General features: G+C 50.3%; 16 protein-coding genes. 7 read left to right on the top strand and 9 right to left on the bottom strand.

The genetic code is table 11. The annotated features are described in order from the left end of the window. Positions 1–3: 3 nt before the first annotated feature. On the bottom strand, positions 4–657 hold the full coding sequence (locus H6570_11455; GenBank protein ID MCB9319893.1) for a protein-L-isoaspartate(D-aspartate) O-methyltransferase: 654 nt from the start codon (positions 655–657) through the stop codon (positions 4–6). A 75-nt stretch (positions 658–732) separates the two neighbouring features. Between H6570_11455 and H6570_11450 the strand changes: the two genes are divergently transcribed. From H6570_11450 to H6570_11435, 4 genes are all read left to right on the top strand, one after another. Next, positions 733–2,133, top strand: a complete 1,401-nt coding sequence (locus H6570_11450) for a phosphoglucomutase/phosphomannomutase family protein (protein MCB9319892.1) — start codon at positions 733–735, stop codon at positions 2,131–2,133. A gap of 116 nt (positions 2,134–2,249) precedes the next feature. Further along, positions 2,250–3,263, top strand: coding sequence for a TRAP transporter substrate-binding protein (locus H6570_11445; GenBank protein ID MCB9319891.1), 1,014 nt, complete (start codon positions 2,250–2,252; stop codon positions 3,261–3,263). A 4-nt stretch (positions 3,264–3,267) separates the two neighbouring features. After that, complete coding sequence (locus H6570_11440; GenBank protein ID MCB9319890.1) at positions 3,268–3,759, top strand: TRAP transporter small permease; 492 nt, start codon at positions 3,268–3,270, stop codon at positions 3,757–3,759. 10 nt (positions 3,760–3,769) lie between these two features. After that, complete coding sequence (locus H6570_11435) at positions 3,770–5,074, top strand: TRAP transporter large permease (protein MCB9319889.1); 1,305 nt, start codon at positions 3,770–3,772, stop codon at positions 5,072–5,074. A gap of 6 nt (positions 5,075–5,080) precedes the next feature. Here the strand turns inward: H6570_11435 and H6570_11430 are convergent, their stop codons facing one another. After that, entirely contained in the window at positions 5,081–6,412 is a 1,332-nt protein-coding gene (locus tag H6570_11430) for a gliding motility-associated C-terminal domain-containing protein (protein ID MCB9319888.1), read from the bottom strand. Positions 6,413–6,525: 113 nt separating this feature from the next. Then, entirely contained in the window at positions 6,526–7,869 is a 1,344-nt protein-coding gene (locus H6570_11425; protein MCB9319887.1) for a gliding motility-associated C-terminal domain-containing protein, read from the bottom strand. A 201-nt stretch (positions 7,870–8,070) separates the two neighbouring features. On the opposite strand from H6570_11425, the gene H6570_11420 reads away from it, so the two are divergent. Continuing rightward, positions 8,071–9,276, top strand: a complete 1,206-nt coding sequence (locus tag H6570_11420) for a CotH kinase family protein (protein MCB9319886.1) — start codon at positions 8,071–8,073, stop codon at positions 9,274–9,276. Here the strand turns inward: H6570_11420 and H6570_11415 are convergent. Beyond that, positions 9,251–9,721 carry a GNAT family N-acetyltransferase gene (locus H6570_11415; GenBank protein MCB9319885.1) on the bottom strand — a complete coding sequence of 157 codons (471 nt, stop codon included), beginning with the start codon at positions 9,719–9,721 and terminating at the stop codon, positions 9,251–9,253. The two genes, H6570_11420 and H6570_11415, sit on opposite strands and share 26 nt — an antisense overlap. A gap of 164 nt (positions 9,722–9,885) precedes the next feature. On the opposite strand from H6570_11415, the gene H6570_11410 reads away from it, so the two are divergent. Continuing rightward, positions 9,886–11,178 (top strand): beta-lactamase family protein, encoded by a 1,293-nt coding sequence (locus H6570_11410; GenBank protein MCB9319884.1) that lies wholly within the window; start codon positions 9,886–9,888, stop codon positions 11,176–11,178. A gap of 184 nt (positions 11,179–11,362) precedes the next feature. Here H6570_11410 and H6570_11405 read toward each other — a convergent pair whose 3' ends face one another. The 5 genes from H6570_11405 to H6570_11385 form a co-directional block, all read right to left on the bottom strand. After that, positions 11,363–12,229 (bottom strand): NAD(P)-dependent oxidoreductase, encoded by an 867-nt coding sequence (locus H6570_11405; protein ID MCB9319883.1) that lies wholly within the window; start codon positions 12,227–12,229, stop codon positions 11,363–11,365. Positions 12,230–12,326: 97 nt separating this feature from the next. Continuing rightward, positions 12,327–14,132: a hypothetical protein gene (locus tag H6570_11400; protein MCB9319882.1), complete on the bottom strand. Its 1,806-nt coding sequence runs from the start codon at positions 14,130–14,132 to the stop codon at positions 12,327–12,329. Further along, the gene (locus tag H6570_11395) at positions 14,123–14,476 is read right to left on the bottom strand and encodes a diacylglycerol kinase family protein (GenBank protein MCB9319881.1); all 354 of its coding nucleotides are present in this window, start codon (positions 14,474–14,476) and stop codon (positions 14,123–14,125) included. The genes H6570_11400 and H6570_11395 overlap by 10 nt, the downstream gene beginning before the upstream one ends. Beyond that, entirely contained in the window at positions 14,476–15,429 is a 954-nt protein-coding gene (locus H6570_11390; GenBank protein ID MCB9319880.1) for an endonuclease/exonuclease/phosphatase family protein, read from the bottom strand. Before H6570_11390 ends, H6570_11395 begins: the two co-directional genes overlap by 1 nt. Then, entirely contained in the window at positions 15,426–18,002 is a 2,577-nt protein-coding gene (locus tag H6570_11385; GenBank protein MCB9319879.1) for a lamin tail domain-containing protein, read from the bottom strand. The genes H6570_11390 and H6570_11385 overlap by 4 nt, the downstream gene beginning before the upstream one ends. 74 nt (positions 18,003–18,076) lie before the next feature. Here H6570_11385 and H6570_11380 point away from each other — a divergent pair, with 74 nt between their 5' ends. Beyond that, entirely contained in the window at positions 18,077–19,090 is a 1,014-nt protein-coding gene (locus H6570_11380; protein MCB9319878.1) for an aspartate-semialdehyde dehydrogenase, read from the top strand. Positions 19,091–19,095 lie beyond the last annotated feature (5 nt).

Below are 19,095 nucleotides of genomic sequence, written 5' to 3'. Positions count from 1 at the left end.
GTGTCAGCGCAGTTTCTCCAATCCTTTCAAAAATGGCACGAAGCGAAACATGCCGAAAGTTTCTTTCTGAAATTCTGTTTCACTCAGGCGGGTCAGCCGGATCATTTCCTGTGCCTCTCCAGATCCGACGGGTATAACCATGTATCCTCCGATGCGGACCTGATCTTTAAGGGTCTGCGGGATATCGGTTGCACCACAGGTGACCAGTATTTTATCAAATGGCGCAAAACGGGGAAGGCCTTCGAAGCCATCCTTAAGGAAAGTGCGGATCATCCCATAGCCTAACTCCTGCAGCAGCTTGTTGGTCTTGTGAAAGAGGGCTTCGACGCGCTCGATGGTGTAGACTTTGGCACCCATCTCGACCAGAACGCATGCCTGGTAGCCGGAACCGGTTCCGATTTCCAGGATCTTATCCTTGGGTTTGACTTCCAGCAATTTGGTTTGGAAGGCTACGGTAAAGGGCTGTGAGATGGTTTGCTCGTGGCCGATCGGGAAAGGAACATCCTTATAAGCCCAGTCCGCGAATGCTTTATCCAGGAACTGATGGCGGGGTATGGCCATGATAGCATCCAGGATACGCTCGTCATCAATTCCTTTCTTGCGCAGCGCGTCGACCAAACCTTTACGCAGCCCACGATGTCGGTATAAATCGGCCAAGGTAAAATCGGTTTTGGTGTTGGTTTTCCGTTTAATTTTCACAATTTTACGGAAATCACTAAAGCTAAAAGAGATATGGTGGAAATTAAATTTGGTACCGACGGATGGCGTGCCATCATTGCTAAAGAATATACGGTTGATAACGTTGAGCGTGTTGCGGATGCAACCGGCCGCTGGATGCAATCCAAAGGAATGAAAGCCGCGGTCATCGGATACGATTGCCGTTTTGGTGGGGTGATGTTTGCAGAAGCTACTGCGCGGGTCCTGGGAAAACACGGAATCAAGGTCTATCTGGGCGACCATTTCGCCTCAACGCCGATGGTTTCGTATGCCGTAACGCAGGTAAAGGCGGATATGGGGATCGTAATCACGGCGTCTCATAATCCATCCAGTTACAACGGATACAAGTTGAAATCCAGTTACGGAGGCCCGACGATACCGGGAGACATAGCTGCCGTTGAAGCTTTAATTCCGGAGAAAGTTGCCGGACCATGGCCTGCACTTTCCACACTAAAAGACCAGGGTTTGCTGGAGATGATAGACCTGGAAGCCATGTACATCGCGCATGTCGAAAGGAGTTTCGACCTGGATGCTATCCGGAAGAGCGGCATGGGACTGGCTTACGACGCGATGTTTGGCGCCGGCCAGAATGTGATCCGCAAAGTATTGCCGGAAGCCACCTTGTTGCATTGTGATTTTAATCCTTCCTTTGAAGGCACTGCTCCTGAGCCCATCGATAAAAACCTGCAGCAGCTGGCTAAGCTGGTTGCTTCGGATTCGTCCATTGAAATGGGGCTCGCCACCGATGGCGATGCCGACCGTATCGGAATGTACAACAGTCGCGGAGAATTTGTGGACTCCCACCGGATCCTGCTCCTGTTATTGCACTATCTGGTTGGTTATAAAAAAATGACCGGTAAGGTGGTGATCACGTTCTCCGTTACCGAGAAGGTAGCTGCATTGGCCGAACATTATGGGCTGGATTACGACATTACCAAAATTGGCTTTAAATACATCACCGAGATCATGCAGCATACCGATGTGGTGGTGGCGGGAGAAGAGTCTGGCGGTATTGCCATCAAAGGCCATATCCCAGAGCGGGACGGTATCTGGATGGGCCTGACGCTGCTTGAATTTATGGCCAAGACGGGAAAGACCCTGGATGCTTTGCTGGCAGAGGTTTATGATATTGTCGGCGCATTCGATTTTGGCCGGAATGATTTGCACGTGACCGAAGCGCAGAAACAAAATATCCTCAAGCATCTGAACGAAGGCGGTTATAAGGCTTTTGGACCACTCAACATCACCAAAGAAGAAAACCTGGACGGGTATAAATTCCATTTTGCGGGTGATAAGTGGGTGATGATACGTCCTTCGGGTACCGAGCCTGTCCTGCGCGTTTATGCCCAGGCACCGGACATGGCGGGCGTACAGGATGTGCTGGATAAGGTTTGTGCGGTCTTGCTTGAGGATTAGACATCCCTGAGTTGGTATAGCATTTCTGTAATCAGGTCAATATACCTGTCTGGAAAAGAGCAGGTTATGGCAGGCTGGAATATTTCCGTAGATCCTGAATTTCAAATATAATTCGCATGGATAAGAGAGCAACGGGCTATACAGGATGGAAGGGAGGTGGAGGTATTCCTGTCTGTCTGCTGGTATTTCTGTTGTTCGCATCCCTGAACTGTGGTAAGATTTCCGGAGTACGTGTCCTGTACCTGGCACATGCCAATACAACCACCCATCCCATCCATAAAGGACTGCTGTACCTGAAGAAAGTCCTGGAAGAAAAGTCGGGAGGGAAGATGACCGTCAAGGTCTTCGCCGATGGTCAGCTCGGCTCCGAGCGGGAAGTCCTTGAACTTTTACAGATCGGAAGCGTGGCAATGACTAAGGTAAGCGCCGCCGTCATGGCCAATTTTGCCCCGGAATACGAGATATTAAGCGTGCCCTACCTGTATCGCGACGCAGACCATGCCTGGCGCGTACGGGATAGTGACATCGGTCAGGAAATCCTGGCCAGCAGCACCAAATACCTGCTGAAAGGATTGTGTTATTACGATGCAGGATTCCGCAGCTTCTATACCAAAGATAAACCGATCCGGACTCCTGATGACCTTAAGGGATTGAAGATCAGGGTGATGAATCATAAGATGTCCATTGATATGGTAGCTGCCCTGGGAGGCGCTGCAACTCCCATGGCCTACGGAGAATTGTACACCGCCCTTCAGCAGGGTGTCGTGGACGGTGCGGAAAACAATGAACCTTCCTTTGTATCCAGCAATCACTACGAAGTGTGTAAGTATTATACCCTCGATGAGCATGTTACCATACCGGATGTGCTGGTGATCAGCACCAAATTCTGGAACACGCTGAGTGAACAGGAACAAGCCTGGTTGAACGAGGCAGCGCAGGAATCGGCTCAGGCAGAAAAAGTATTCTGGCAGGAGTCCGTAGATGAGTGCATGCGTACCCTGGAAGCTGCGCATGTAGAAATTATCCGTCCGGATAAGGAGCCCTTTGCAGAGCGTACTCAAGCGGTGAGGGATCAGTTTGGTAAAAACCCTCAAATGCAGGCTTTGATGGACCGGATAAACAACATGTAATGCGATGAAGAAGATTTATGATTTCCTGAATTATACAGTAGAGCGGATGCTCATCCTCATCTTCGGATTGATGACCCTGGATGTCGTCTGGCAGGTGGTCTCCCGGTACATCGTAGGGCACTCGAGTTCATTCACGGAGGAGTTTGCCCGGTTTGCAATGATCTGGCTGGCCATCCTGGGAGCAGCCTACCTGAACGGGCAACGGCAGCACCTGGCCATTGACTTCCTGGTGCGAAAGCTTCCACCGGAGAAAAGGCAAAAGCGCCAGAGATCCATCGAGGTGATCATGGCCCTGTTTGCGCTGGTGGTGATGGTCGGAGGCGGTGGCAACCTGGTGATGATGACGCTGCAATTGGGCCAGTATTCGGCGGCCTTAAATGTGCCATTGGGTGTCGTATATGCCATCGTTCCTTTTTCAGGATTGCTGATCGTGTTTTATTCCATCTACCATATGACCCAAAACGAACCCGAACCAACCCAACCTCTCGAAATGTAAACCGGTGGCCATGAGCATTGAGTTGATATCCATAATACTGTTGTTTGTTTCTTTCTTTGCCCTGCTCGGTTACGGCGTCCCGGTAGCTTTCAGCATCGGGATCTCGACGACTCTGACCATACTGGTCAATATTGCCTTCGGTCCTGGTGTCACCACTGTCTCACAGCGGATGACAACCGGAATTGATAGTTTTGCCCTGCTGGCCATACCTTTTTTCATCCTGGCTGGAGAAATTATGAAGCGCGGGGGAATCGCTAACCGGCTGATTAATTTTGCCAAATCACTGGTTGGTTCCCTGCCCGGCGGACTGGGATTTGTCAATGTCATTGCAGCCATGCTGATGGGAGCCATATCCGGCTCTGCCATGGCGGCAGCTTCCGGCATTGGAAGTATCATGACAGATCGTATGGAGGATGAAGGTTACAGCCGGCCATTCAGTGCATCCATTAACATCACATCTGCTACGACCGGTCTACTGATCCCTCCCAGCAATACGCTCATTGTCTATGCTCTCGCCAGCGGCGGTGCAGCCAGCGTGGCTGCCTTGTTTCTGGCTGGATACATTCCGGGGATCCTGGTAGGAGTAGCCCTGATGGTCGTCATCTCCTATACTGCATTTTCCAAAAAGCTGCCACGCGGAGAGCGGGTCAGCATTGGCAGGCTATTCCGGGATTTCCGGCGGGCCTTCTTTAGCCTGTTGTTATTGGTTGTCATCGTGGGTGGGATCATCGCCGGTATTTTTACGGCAACCGAGGCAGCAGCCATTGCCGTCGTCTATGCCGGTATCCTGGGATACAGTTACGGGGATCTGAAACTGAAAGATGTAGGCCCCATCCTCCTGGAAAGCGCCAAAGTGACGGCCAGTGTCATGTTTCTGATCTGTACTTCGATGGCCATGTCCTGGCTGTTTTCATTTGAAAGTATACCTCAGCTACTCACGGACTTTCTGCTCGATAAGTTTTCCAGTCCGGTCGTCATTCTTTTTATCATCAACATTACCCTGCTGATCGTTGGGACCTTTATGGATATGACTCCGGCAGTGCTCATCTTTACGCCGATCTTTCTTCCGGTGGTTACCCAATTGGGTATGCATCCGGTACACTTCGGGATCATTATGGTTTTGAACCTGTGTATCGGGCTGTGTACTCCGCCGGTCGGAACCCTGTTATTTGTTGGCAGCGGGGTGGCTAAAATCTCTGTATCCGACATTATGGGTTCTTTAATCCCGCTGTTGATAACCATGGTGGTGGTCCTGATGCTGGTCACTTACATCTCCGGATTGAGCATGTGGTTACCCGGGTTATTCGGGTATTGAGCGTAACTAGCGGATTACCGTAACATCACCAGTGGCATATTCAGTCTGCCGGTTGCCGGCCTTATTGGTCCGGAAGGTTAATACCCACAGATAAATACCTGGAGGAACTAGGTTTTGATTAAACCGGCCGTCCCAGGGGAGTTGGTCCGGGTCGGAACTGGAAAAGATCAGTTGTCCCCACCGGTCATAGATCTGCAGCAACTCCACGCGTTCCAGGGATGGACAATCGAGATAGGGTTTCCAGTTGTCATTGACCTGATCCCCGTTGGGTGAGAATACATTGGGAGCATCAACCTGGCATCCGCAGTCCTGGGCGGTTACATTGAAGTCCTGGGTGAACTGCCCGCATTCGTTGGTGATCTGTGCCTGGTACATGCCGGGTTGATCCACCGTCCGCAAAGTGCCGATCGCTCCATTTTCCCAGGTGACCTTCCCAGGCAGGGCGGTTTGGAGACGCAGGGCATTCCCCTCGCACATCACCAGGTGGGGATCGACGGGGATCCCATGGTCCACATCCACCACATGGATGACCTGCTCACTCTCACACTTGCCAAGCTTTATTGTGACGCGATAATCGCCCTCACTGTTTACCCACCGGACACTGTCGGTGCTGTGATTGTCCCAGAGGTAGGTCGCATCCGGAATGGATGCAGCCAGGCGTAGCGGCATACCGCAATAGGGCAGGGTATCCGGATAGGGGTTCATGGGAATGACGGCGACATCGTCGATATACAGATAGTCAAAAACCGGGATCAATGCCGGGTCGTCACTTACTACCAGGGTGTGGTCATCGGATTGAAAATTCTTGATGAACAGGTATTTCTCCTTACCATTGGCTACGTAACAGCCGAATATGGGCGTCCACCCGGAAGTGTCCCGAAATATCGTGCCCCGGTGTTCCAGTGCAGGATAGTCCGGGATGTCGTAATTGTCTTCGCCAAAGCCCAGCCCGATGGCGTCCGTATAGGTTCCCCGGTCCCAGCGCTCACACACATCGTCGATGGCTACCCAGAACTGCAGGAAATAACTCTTGCCTTTTTCCAGTGGATGGACCAATGGAACACCGATGACTTCCCGGGTATTGCCATAGGTGGCCAGTCCTACGTATCCATCCCCGCTGTGCGGTTCCAGATAGGTACATTTACGCGGTCTGGGTACTTTGAAGTTCTCATTTTCGGCACAGCGCAGGAAGAGGTCTGGCGTGAGCAGGGTGTTTAGCCAGGGGATGGCCAGGTCGACTTCCCCTTCCGTGCGGGGGCAGGAAGTTGCGTGATCAAACGAGGCATTGGGCACCAGATTCTGAGCAAAAAGTGAAACCGGAGTGGTGGTTACCAGCATCAGCAAGCAATGTAAAAACACCTTTGTCGAGCTGCATTCAAAGCCTGTTATTCTTCGAGGTGTATGCTTGAGGCAAATGTCGACAGGTTTAAACATGGTGATGGCGCCGGAATTTATTTGACGATGGTAATGTCTCCAAATTTGACGTGGGGAGGACTTTGATTCCCCACCAAATATTCCAACCGGTAAACGTAAACTCCTGGCGCTGAGGCGCCGTTCCATGGTGTTGTTTCCGGCGTTTGGGTGCGGAAAATCTCCTGACCCCACCGGTCAAATACCGAAAAAGAGACGATGGTATAGGATACCTTGCAATTCATTGAAACCTTAAGGTCGTCATTTAGACCATCTCCGTTCGGTGAAAACACATTGGGTATAAAAATACTGCAGTCGCAGGTATGTTCCTCGATTTCAAAAGTTAAATCAAAAGTACCGCATCCGGTTTGAAATGAAACGGTATAAAAACCAGCATTCGTTACAGATCTGATTCTGTTGATATTTCCATCCTGCCAAAGGTAAGATTCGGCAACCGGTGCCTCCAGTGTAATGGAATTTCCCGGACATATTGCACCAGTACTGGGCACTGCATCCGGAATTCCGTTGAGCACATGACTCTCATCCGTAAGAAGGCAATGTTCTGTTTCTGCGGTGACCTGAATCAGCCCGGGACTATCAACCTGAAAGGTGGATGAATAACCGCCATCCTGCCAGCGCACCGGAAAATCCTGAAAGGAGCCATTGAGCATAATTTGATCCTGGCATTGCCAGATGGTATCCGGTAGCGGGTCAAACGGGATCACTTCGATGTCGTCCACGTACATGTAATCCTCATAGACACTTCCTTCCTGATCGTATTCGATCATGGTAGAACCATTGGACCTGAAATTTCCTATGTAGACGTGCGATTCATTGCCCTCTGCGGTATAACACCCGGTGATCTCCACCCATCCGGAGGTGTCTCTCAGAATGCCTGAATTATTTTCTACCACGGCACCATAAAGACTGGCCTCGTTGCCGAAACCCAAACCGATGCCACTGGAATTGACATTAGGTATACCTTGTATGCAGTTGTCATCGATGGCGACCCAAAAGCGGATGAAATATTGTTGACCTTTCTTCAGCGATTCCAATAGTGGTGCTTTAAGGTACTCCCGTACCGGGCCATATACGACCATGCCGGCAAACCCGTCGCCCTGATGCGGCTCCAGGTAGGTGCAAAAAACCTCAAGGCGTGGCGGCTGGATGGCCGTATTTTGGGCACAACGGTGATAAAGATCCGGAGTCAGGTTTTCGGATTGCCAGGGTGCCGCCAGATCAATCTGTCCAGAAACGACAGGACAGGATGTAACCACCTCAAATCCGGGATTGGGGACCAGGTTTTGACCATCAAGCTTTAAAACGGTACCAATGATAAGAGTACTGCATAGATAGACATTTACGATTAGCTTGATTCCGTTCATGATCATGTTTCATTCAGATAAGGTGTGCAAATACTCACCAGGCCGGCATGTATTAAGCACACCATTAACCATCTGATGCCCTACGGTTTGATCGAAGGTATTTAATTCCGGAGATATGCTGTTGCGGTATTGAAGTAGTAATTCAATGGACATAAGCATCAGAAATATTGTAATTTTAGTGAAGACTTCCAAATTACCTCCATGTCTGGACCGAAGTACAGTAAGCTGGTTGCATTCATCTTTTGCATTTTTAGTAGCAGTATTTATAGTCAGCAGGTACTGCATCTGGAGCCGGCTACGGACCGTAATTATACGGTGGTGGATATTGATATACCCAAGTCGATAGCGCGGCAGATACACGACCCGCTCCGCAGCGGATCAAATATCCCGGTAAATAAAATGCTTATCGATGGTCGTGAAGTTAAGGTCAAAGAAGTCAAAACCAGAGGGAAATCCAGTGCTTTTTTCTACCGGAAGAGCTTTAATGTTCAACTCGAAGACGACTTTGAGTTTGAAGGAAGCCAGGGTAAAAAGAAAATGAAAAAATTTTACCTGTTGGCTCAGGCGATGGATGTCCATTATTTCCGCAATTATTTCGCATTCACCATGATGCATGATCTGAAAGTGGCCAAGTTTTATTTTCAGTATGCGGAATTGCGATTGAATGGAAAAACCGAAGGCATTTACCTTTTGATAGAAAGGCCATACGATGTCGCTCTGAAAGATAAAGACGCACCTGTAGTAATCCGGCGGTTGGAAAGCAGGCATATCGACCAGGAAAAAGTCAGTAAAAAGGTTCCGGCCACGCTAACCAAGGAGTCAAAAAGGGCATTTGCGGCTATTCCGGATTTCTGTAAAGACTTGCACGGCCAATCGTTGTACGATTCTTTGAACAGGTACCTGGACCTAAAGGATTATTTCAGTTGGCTGGCTTTTAATTATTGGGCTAAGAATGGCGACTACACCGATGAAGTCTGTTATTATATTCAGCCGGATCATCCGGGCATCCGGTTCGGTATTGTTCCCTGGGACTTTGATGACTTGCTGACCCAGCAACCGCACGAGGGTATGGATTTACGAAATAGAAGGCTCGGAGACGCATTGATCTATTCTTCAGAAGACATACTGGACCGGACCATCGCTGAGGACTCGGTGTTGTATGCACATTATCTGGATCATTTTCGCGAGATCCTGCCGAAGATGAGTTCTCCTGCGCGACTCCAGGAAATCTTTACTCGGATTTATCAGGATCTCGAACCTCTCTATGAAGATCCCGCCAATTATGAAATTTCGGAACATGACCGTGAAGCAACGGATCCACATGCTATGAAAGACAATCTGGTCAAAGTGTATTCCTTCCTGATCAATCGGTCAGAGGAGATCAAACACCAGTTGGAGAGGAATTAGGTTTGATCATATCGCAATGTGGTATTCCATCTTCGAGGTACTCTTCGCCAATGCGCTGAAATCCAACATTCTGGTAGTAATTCAGTAAATAGGTTTGTGCTCCTATGCGGATCGGCTCACCAGGAAAGAGGCGCGCCATCTGCTCCATGACAAAATTTAACAGCAATCTGCCAGCACCCTGGCCGCGTACTTCCGGGTGACTGATGATCCTGCCAAAAGAAGCATGACCAGGCCATTTAGGATCATGAAGCAGTCGTGCGCAAGCGACGAGTTTACCTTCGCGGCTATAACCCAACACATGGTATGCTTTCAGGTCCTTCCCATCGGGATCGAGATAGATGCATTGCTGCTCCACAGCAAAAACCATCTGCCGGAGTGCCAGTAGGTCATACAATTCGTAATTGGTTAAGTCGTCAAAGTGCTTGCAGGTAAACGTAAACTCCATGCCTTCCAGTTAAGCGTCAAAGTTCAACATAAGTTGTAAATTTTCCACAGAAGGTCGTAAGAAAGCCTGATTTGGTAAATTAAGCAGATCTTGCATTTCTCGTTCAATAGAATGGCCAGAGAAGTTGGCCATAAGTTGTAATTTCCCGAAAATATTGGACCATCATGATTCGATCTGTATGTAGCTTATTGCTGCTTTTCCTGATGACATTCCTAACTGCCCAGACCAATTCCATCCAAAAAAGTGCTCTCCTGGCGGATGCTACTCCTCAATCGGTGGGCATGTCGCCGGAGCGGATAAACCGAATAGACGCCATGCTTCAGCAGACCGTAAAAGACAATGAGGTTCCGGGCATGGTTGCGCTTATTGCAAGGCACGGTAAGATCGTATATTATAAATCGTTTGGTGATGCGGATCAGGCTGCCGGACGTAAGTTTGCCAACGATGACATTTTCCGGATTGCTTCACAGAGTAAAGCCATCACCTCGACGTGTGTCATGATGTTGTGGGAGCAGGGAAAATTCCAACTGGACGACCCGATCTCCAAGTACATTCCTGAATTCAAGAATCCGCAGATCCTGCAGTCTTTCCGGTACACGGATACCACGTACACCACGGTGCCTGCGGCTCATGAGATCACCATCCGGCATTTGTTGACCCATACCTCCGGAATAGGTTATGGAGTCATTGATGGTGATGAACGGTTTAAGATGATCTATAAGAAGGCCGGCGTGACGGACCTTTTTACGACTGAAAAAATCACCATCGGTGAAAGCGTGAAAAAATTGGCGAAGCTTCCTTTACACCATGAACCGGGAACCAATTTCGTTTACAGCGAGGGCCTGGATGTGCTGGGTTATCTGATCGAGATCGTTTCGGGAATGCCCTTTGATGAGTTTGCCCGTACCCATCTTTTTGAGCCCCTCGGGATGAAGGACACCTGGTTTTACCTGCCGGATGACCGGGCCAACCGGCTGGTTCCGGTCCAGACACCAGATGGAACAAAATGGAAACATTACCCCGTAACCTTTTACGACCCGGATTATCCCCGCAAGGGTGCCAGGACCTTCTTTTCAGGCGGTGCCGGTCTTTCCAGCACGGCAAAGGATTATGCCACTTTTTTAGAGATGTATCTGAATGGCGGAGAATTAAATGGCAAACGGATTCTTTCCCGCACAACGGTCCAGTCCATCATGGGAGAACAGTTTCCCGGGGTCAACTCCAATCCTGCCAGCTATTATGGGTTGGCCTTTGGAGTCACAACCCCGCGAGGTCAGGACCTGGGTGGTGAAGGGAGTGCCGGAACCTTCGACTGGGGTGGTTATTTTAATACCCAATATTTCGCAGACCCTAAGGAGGGAGTGATCGGCATCCTGATGAAGCAGACGCAGGGCACAAATGGCGACAATTCCGGTTGGCGGTTCCGTCAGATGGTATTTGCGGCTATTGATGATTAGAGGTAGAAGAGGTAAAAGAGGTAAAAGAGGTAGCAAAGGTAGCTGAGGTGAAAGAGGTAGCAGAGGTAAAAGACGAAGAGCTGACCGAGTGACGCGAGGGACAGTATGCAAAGTTTAACCCAGCCCCATGGCTTTAGCCCGGAGCTTCAAATGATCTGCATGATAAGGGCTTTAGCCCAGAATATTATTCCTCCTTACTCAACCACTTAAAAATCGAGGAGAAATCAGACCGGGATAGTCCTTCCTGGTTTGCCCCGGCATACAGCGACTCCGTTATACCGGCCAGGTACATCGGCTGACCTTTTTCGTAAGCAAGCTTGTTGGCTAGATGGACATCCTTGAGCATCAGCTCCAGTGGAAAGTGGACGGATTCATCACCGGCAGCGATCATCTGGGCTTTAGCTTGGGTGAAGGGTGCAATGACCGGCGCTTTCGGGAGATTTTCCAGTAAGAAGGTACGGTCAAATCCCAGTTTTTCACCGAGTAGTACGGCTTCTGAAAAGACAACCATGGACTGGGCGAGCATCAGATTCAGCAAGATCTTGTACGAGGCACCACTGGTTACAGGTCCCAGGTGGAGCACTCGCGGACCCATGAAGTGCAAAACGGGCGTTAGCTCTTCTATTAGTTCCGGTGAGCCGCCCACAAAGAACGACAGCTCTCCGGCGAGGGCATGCGGCTTGGTACCGGTAACCGGGGCATCGACAAACCGGATCCCGGCTTGCGTAGCTTCCTCATTGCATTTCCCACTGAAAATGGGGTCTACCGTGGTGCTGTCCATCCAGATCGCTCCTTTTTTCATGTGGACCAGGCCACCTTTTTGGCCCAGCATGAGGCGTTCAACGACCTGAGGGTTAGCCAGCATGGTAATGACCAGATCGGCATCACGCACGGCCTCCGGCACCGAAGTGGCTACCACCGCTCCCATGGATTGCAATACCTCCGCTGGTCCTGAAGTCCGGTTATAGACCGTGATAGGTCCGTGTTTTTGCAATAGATTGCGGGCCATGCCATTGCCCATAATGCCTAGACCGATCAATGTGATTTTCATGGTGTTATTATTTGCTTTCAACACGCGGGTACATTAAGAACCGGTCTCCAATCAAATTGTTGGATGACCCTGCATATTATTCCTTGAATGGCATCTTTCAGGACTTGATAATGCCCATTTGTTTCATCAGGAAGGTGGCATTTTTATTCTTCGCAATACCCGGCCTTAATTGATAATCAAAATAGAGGTGGTTGTCCTGAATGGTGGATTCAAAACAATAGTTGACGACCTCTCCAGGATGCCGGTCAGCCAGGACTCCCATTTCGGTGATGTGGGAAGCCAGAAAAGTCATGGCGGGTAATAGCAACAATCGTTCAATAAGCTGCTCAGCACCGTATTGTTTATCGTCTGAATTGGTGCCTTTCAGGACCTCATCCAGCAATACGAGAGCCGGAATACCAGCCTCCAGTTCGGTAAGGATGTATTTCAACTTTTTTAGCTCAGCCATAAAAAAGGAGGTGCTTTCCGCCAGGCTGTCATTGATCCGTAGTGATGTAAACAGCCGGCGCGGCTGCCATTGCATGGACGCGGCGGTAACTTTTGTTCCCATCTGTGCCAGCAGTACATTAACACCTACCGTCCGCAGGAAGGTGCTTTTGCCAGCCATATTGGAGCCGGTGATGAGCACGGCGCGCACATCTGGTGCCAGAGAAAGATCATTGGCCACCCCGACAGCTTCCGGTAAGAGAGGATGAACCATAGACTGCAACTCCCATCCGCCGCCATGGACGGGAACCGGCCAGCAACCTTGCGGATGGTTAAAAGCCCAGGTCGCTAACGTATGCAGACCCTCTAGCTTCGCAATAGCATCAAACCATTCCTGCCACTGGTCCCGGTATTCTTTCTTCCAGTCTTCAATCTCCAATATGGTATGCAGGTCCTGAAGCCACAAACTATTGGTCAGTATGAAGGCGATGCCATTCAGCCGTCCATCCAGGGCATTGGCCAACCTGCTCAGGCGCCTCAAAGCCGTGCTTCCGCCCTGCGCTTTGACCGTCAACCCACGCAGCAAAATATGTTCGTATTGTTGGATAGCGATCATCTGGAGTAAGGTGGCTGCATTGCTGAACTGGCGGCTGTATCCACTGATGGCTTCATGCATGGGCATGATCTTCTTTTGATAGCGGCCTACGAGAACCAGGGCGGTGATGATAGCCAGAATGGTAGGCGACCAATTGCCGTAATAATAGGCGACTAAAATCACAGCTGCCATAAGTATTGGCCACAACCTGGCTACAGTACGCCACCATGAAGGCAAAAACGGAGGTTCGCGCATCCATTCCTGGAGTGACTGAAAGGGTATGTCCTTCGGCTCTTCCCAGAGGGCTTGCATGAGTAGCTCTTGCCGGAATCCGGTGCCGGGAATAAGTTCTTTCACCGCAGTCTGCCGGTTGAGGACAGCGTCCCGGTCCAGTAATGGTTGCGTCATCCAGCAGGCCACGAGATCCTGGCCGTAGGCAGTCCCGGCACGACTGAAATGCGGATACAATCCCTGGGGGCCAAATAAATCAAGGTCATCGGCGAGGCTGTCACTACCCGAGAAGCGGGCTCCCGGTTCCCATCCTGATGCATCGCCTTCCAGACACGAAAGTTCTTCACGGTTGATGCGAGCCAGTAACTGGACGCGTTTTAGTTTATTACGGGTACGCTGGTAAAGGCGGATGACATAGATAAATCCCACTAAAAGGATTGCCATCATTACCAGAAAGGAGGTGCCGGTGAAGGAAGATCTGATCCATAATACACCACAGGTGATCAGCGCCAGGAATAAGATAACCCGTACCCACGATATTTGCCGGGAATGCCGGCTGTATTGCCGGGCTTCCGATTCACTGGCCTCCAGGCGCTTTTTATATTCGGTATGCGGGTTTGCGGTGGTCTCGTTCAATGGTTTTAAATCCATGCCTGCAAATATGGGCCAAAAATGAGGATTCCTCCAATTGCCGCGAGGAATGCTGCAACCAGAACTGCACCTGCCGCCAGGTCTTTGACGGCTTTTATGGACGGATCCTGCCGGGACTCCACTTTATTACAAAGCATTTCCAGGGCCGTATTAATCATCTCAGTGATCCAAACCATCGCTGTCAATAGTAAGAGAAACAGCCAGTCAATGCGGGAAACATGAAAAAAAAGACCAAGTGATGTCACCAGCAACGTTGCCAAGAGATGAAACCGCATATGGGCTTCCTGTCGGATTGCCGTGAGAATTCCGGACCAGGCATACCCGAATGACCGTAACCAGCGCATCAGGGCAACCGGATTTGGTAGGTGCCGACAATGCCGAAATAATTGACCGGATCCTGTAGTTCCTGAAAGGAGGTACACTCAAAACGTTCGGAATAAAATAAATGGTCAAACGGTAACTTGAAGAATTTGGAAAATCTGCGGCTATCCAGTAACCGCATTTGTTGCCTGAAGGAGGTCACTTCGGTCGTCCAGTTTGGCACATTCAGTAAGCCCGAAAACAGCGTGAAATAGGAGTCATTGGGAATGTGTGCAGCCAGATCGGTCAGTTGTCCGCCGAGACGCCGGTAACCGGCATCATCCAGTGGCGGCAGAGCATAGGTGGAAATACACTGGATGGGACGGTCCTCCTCCCACTCGAGGATACAGCGCAGCGATGGGATCCCCAACTGGTAAATGGAATCCTGATAGTACAGGGTGTCCACCGAAAGGATCGGATAGCGGCTGAATATGACCTGACCAAAGGGGTCACTCCGGGTAAGCCATGCCTGATTGGGATAACAGCTATCCAGTTGTTCTTTTAGAAAAGGTTTCCATTCCGGTGTTATCTCAGTAAAAATGAGGACATCCCCGGCCAGTTTAGTGATGGCTGCCATGTCTTCAACCAGGTAGTTTTGGAGGGCGGACATGTGAAACAGTCCGGCGGTGATTTTCCGTTGATCGTTTTTGGCAGGCAGGATCAGGTTTTGGTTGGAGGCATGCTTCAGGAAAAAGCACAATAGCCCACTCGCGAAGATGGATGCAAACATCAGCCGATTTTGCTGGATGATGAGGAAGAAAAAGATCATCGCAATCTCTATGAATACGAGGTAGAATGCATAGTTCGAAATTTTCTTGAAAAGCAGCACCTCTCCCGGAAACATCACAGCCAGCGTAAGACCTGCCAGCCCTGCGATGGTTAACACCTGCATGGGTAAAGATTGAAACACTTTATTCAGCCAATCCTGCAACCTCATCGGGCTAAAACTACTGATTTTTTAAATCGTTCTACGGTGCCTTTAAGGTTAAATACTTCGAGATACCAAACATACCTTCCCATTGGCAGAAGACCTCCGTGCACGTCCCGCCCGTCCCAGAGCAAGAGTCCGTCGCGGGAAAGCGTAAATTGGTTGTAGGGATTGGCTACTGGCCGGCCCTGCATGTCAAAAACGGTTGCATTGAGTACGTATCCGGGGGCATCGAGGGTATAGGTTACTTCAGCCTGATCATCCATCCCGTCGTCATCCGGAGAGAATACCGGATGTGTTACGATGAATTTATTGGCCACCAGATCTGCTTCGGATTGTGTGGAATTACGGTATCCGGGAGTAGCGCCTCCCGAACTGGCAGAAGCGGACGTCCAGTTTAAAGGGTCTTGTGTTTCTTTCGTGAAATCTATCCGCTCCAGAGAATATCCTTCCGGGTCCTGCAGGAATGGATTGTGCCAGGAAGAAAAATAATGAATGGCATCCAAAAGCTGGGGCTCTGCCTGTGCATCGTAATAAAAGAGGATGATGGAACCTTCGTCATTGGGTAGCGAGGGTAGTGTCCAGTTAAAAACATTGCCCGGGGCCAGCAAGCGGTACTGTTTCTGCAGGCTTGGCCGGTTGGGGCTCCACGCCAGGTACTGCCCGGGCAGGATATTTCCTAAAACGCTCAGACCGACAGCATCCTCAATGGTGTTGGCCGTTTTGGCAACGAATACCGAATCCAGACTGATTACCGACTGACTCGTATTGTATATCTCAGCGAAGTCAGCGCCTCCCGGAAACGGATCGGAGAGCAACTCACTCCACAACAGGTCCCCGGCTTGCGGTGGCCGGGATACACCGATCGTCACGTTGGTGTCGGCCAATACCTGGTTGCTGCAATTAGCCAGGTGGCTGATCAAGAGTTGATAAAGCTGATCCGATGCAACCGGGGATTCGAGGTGAAATTGAATTTCGTTAGGGGTATCGGTATTCCAGCTGTAATTATCAAAACGGATCTCCGGGCTCAGTTGATAACGGAATGTTTCAGAGGGCTTTGTGAGCGCCTGACTGAACGTAAGTTTGATTTCCTGCGGATCCGCTACATCCCAGGCGTAAAGCCGGCCCTTTTGTTCGGCAAGCAGGGTGTGGTCTATGCCGTTAGCCTGGCCCGGTGTTCCGCCCGGTTGGGCCGTGCTGGCAATCCATTCTCCGGCACTGCCACAACGGTGATCGTAGTCAATCAACGCCAGGCTCCACCCTCCATCGTCTTTGTTTCCATCCCGGTACCACGAAGTGTTGTAATCCAGACGGTGTAAAAGCACTTCTTCAAAATACAGTTCCAGCCGTCCACCTGAATTGGTCAGCGTAGGAAAGGAAGCCATTGGTGTAACCTCGCTGATGGGATAAAATTCTGCGGCATCGGATGCAGAAGTCAGGAGTACATAGGTGTCGGGTGAAAAAGGTTGGCTGGGTAGCGGGTAATTGGTACCACCTCTCCTGATCCGTAGGCTGCCCAGGTCAATGGTTTTAGAAGAGCCGTTGTACAACTCGATGTATTCTGCTTCCGGCAGTCCCTGACTGGGTGTAGGGTCAACCATCAGTTCGTTAAAGACCACATCACCGTATACCGGGATTTCGTATTCAATGTACCTAAGTGGGACCGTGACTGCTTCGGTGAAATTGCCGGCCAGGTCTTCCAAATGGATGATCTGCAATGTGTAAGTTTGTCCGCTGATGAAAGGTACTGCCCAGGTTAACAGAATGTGGAAATCATCATCGGGCTCCACGGTCAGAGGATGGGAGTTTCCTGGTAGCAATGTAAAATTATCCACGGAAAGGGAGCTGCCGCTCAATGCCTCATTAAAGGTCAGGGTGGTCAGGGTAGGGGACTCCATATCAGCCTGAACGATCTGAGGAGGCGATTTGTCCTCAACCGGCGGTCCGGCATAGATGTCATCCAGCTCAAACAGGTCACGACGGGTGGATGTGTAGGTGCACTCTACCACAAAATAAAAAGTATCGCTTGCAGGAAGTTGAAAGTCAGCTTGCCAGGCGGGGATCAGCGTTCCGGATCCATTGTACGCAAGGGCGCACTGCCACGATCCGGACCGGTATTCAAGGTGCACCTGAACTGGGATGCCAGCACCGGCCACGGTCCCATCTTCACCACTGCCCAGCAATGTGCCGGTGTTCTGATCCCAGGCATAAGCCCGGACGGCGTCGTTACTGCCGGTTTCGCCTACGGATATTACCATGCCTTGTCCTTGTTCCGGATCCTTGTTGTTGAGCGCAGGATAAACCCGTAGTCGATTGGAAGAGGAAGGTTCAAAACCCAACTGGAAAAAGAAGTCAACATCAAAGGTGTCGCGGGCCAGGTAGTGGCCATAGATCCGGGAGGTTCCAGCCTCGGCAGCCTGTAATTGCAACCGTCCCTGTGCATTGACTGTAAAGTCATTCAGATCGCCCTGCCAGGCGGGTGATGCAGTCAGATCCCCATCTTCGAAATGGTCTTCCCAGGCAGCTTGTCCAAACACGAAATGAGCTAATAGCAGACTGACTATCAGTGCGGGTGCTTTCATATGCTAAAAATAGCAAGATATTGCCGAGGGATGTATCTTTGTTCCTCCCTAACTTAGATTTAAGTTCAAATGTTATGAAAGTTGCTTTAGTCGGTGCAACCGGATTGGTCGGACGGGTGATGCGAGAAGTGCTGGAAGAACGGGAGTTCCCGGTAACTTCTTTTTTGCCGGTGGCAAGTGATCGCTCCGCAGGCCAGTCGATCGGGTTTCGTGGAAAGGAATACCAACTGCTGACCAAGGAAGAAGCTGTCGCAGCCAGACCGGATGTGGCGCTATTCTCTGCCGGTGCCTCGGTATCCCGTGAATGGGCACCTAAATTTGCCGCGGTCGGTACCTATGTCATCGATAATTCCAGTGCCTGGCGGATGGATCCTGACATTCCACTGATCGTGCCGGAATGCAATCAGGAAGTACTGACCGGTAAAGAACACATCATTGCCAATCCAAATTGTTCGACCATTCAGATGGTGGTTGCCTTGAAACCATTATTCGATGCATTTGGCATTGAGCGGCTTGTCATTTCCACGTACCAATCGATCACCGGTACCGGAGCTAAAGCCGTGAAACAATACGAAGAGGAGTTATCCGGTACGGACCCCATGGCACCAGCTTATCCCCACCCGATCTTTCAAAACTGTTTGCCCCATTGTGATGTCTTCCTGGAGAATGATTACACCAAGGAAGAAATGAAGCTTGTCAATGAAACGCGGAAGATCCTTGGCGATCCGGACATCCGGATTACCGCCACGGCAGTTCGTGTGCCGGTCTTCGGAGGACATTCGGAGACTGTGAATGTGGAGTTGAAAAAACCGGCTTCGGTAACTGCGATCCGCCGCCTGCTGCAGGATGCACCCGGGATAGTACTCCTCGATGATCCTGGCCGGAATGAATATCCCATGCCACTACTGGCTCACCACCGGGATGAAGTTTTTGTAGGCCGGATCCGTGAAGATGCCTCCAATCCCAACACGTTTAATCTCTTTATTGTAGCCGATAACTTACGCAAAGGAGCTGCCACCAATGCCGTACAGATAGCCGAATGCCTGCTCAACCAGGAAATTTTGCAGTCCGGCAAAGTTTTGAAGTAAACTTA

Source organism: Lewinellaceae bacterium (assembly GCA_020636135.1).
Taxonomy (GTDB): Bacteria; Bacteroidota; Bacteroidia; order Chitinophagales; family Saprospiraceae; genus JAGQXC01.
The sequence above is the reverse complement of the archived record's forward strand: the minus strand, read 5'-3'. Positions and strand labels throughout refer to the sequence as shown.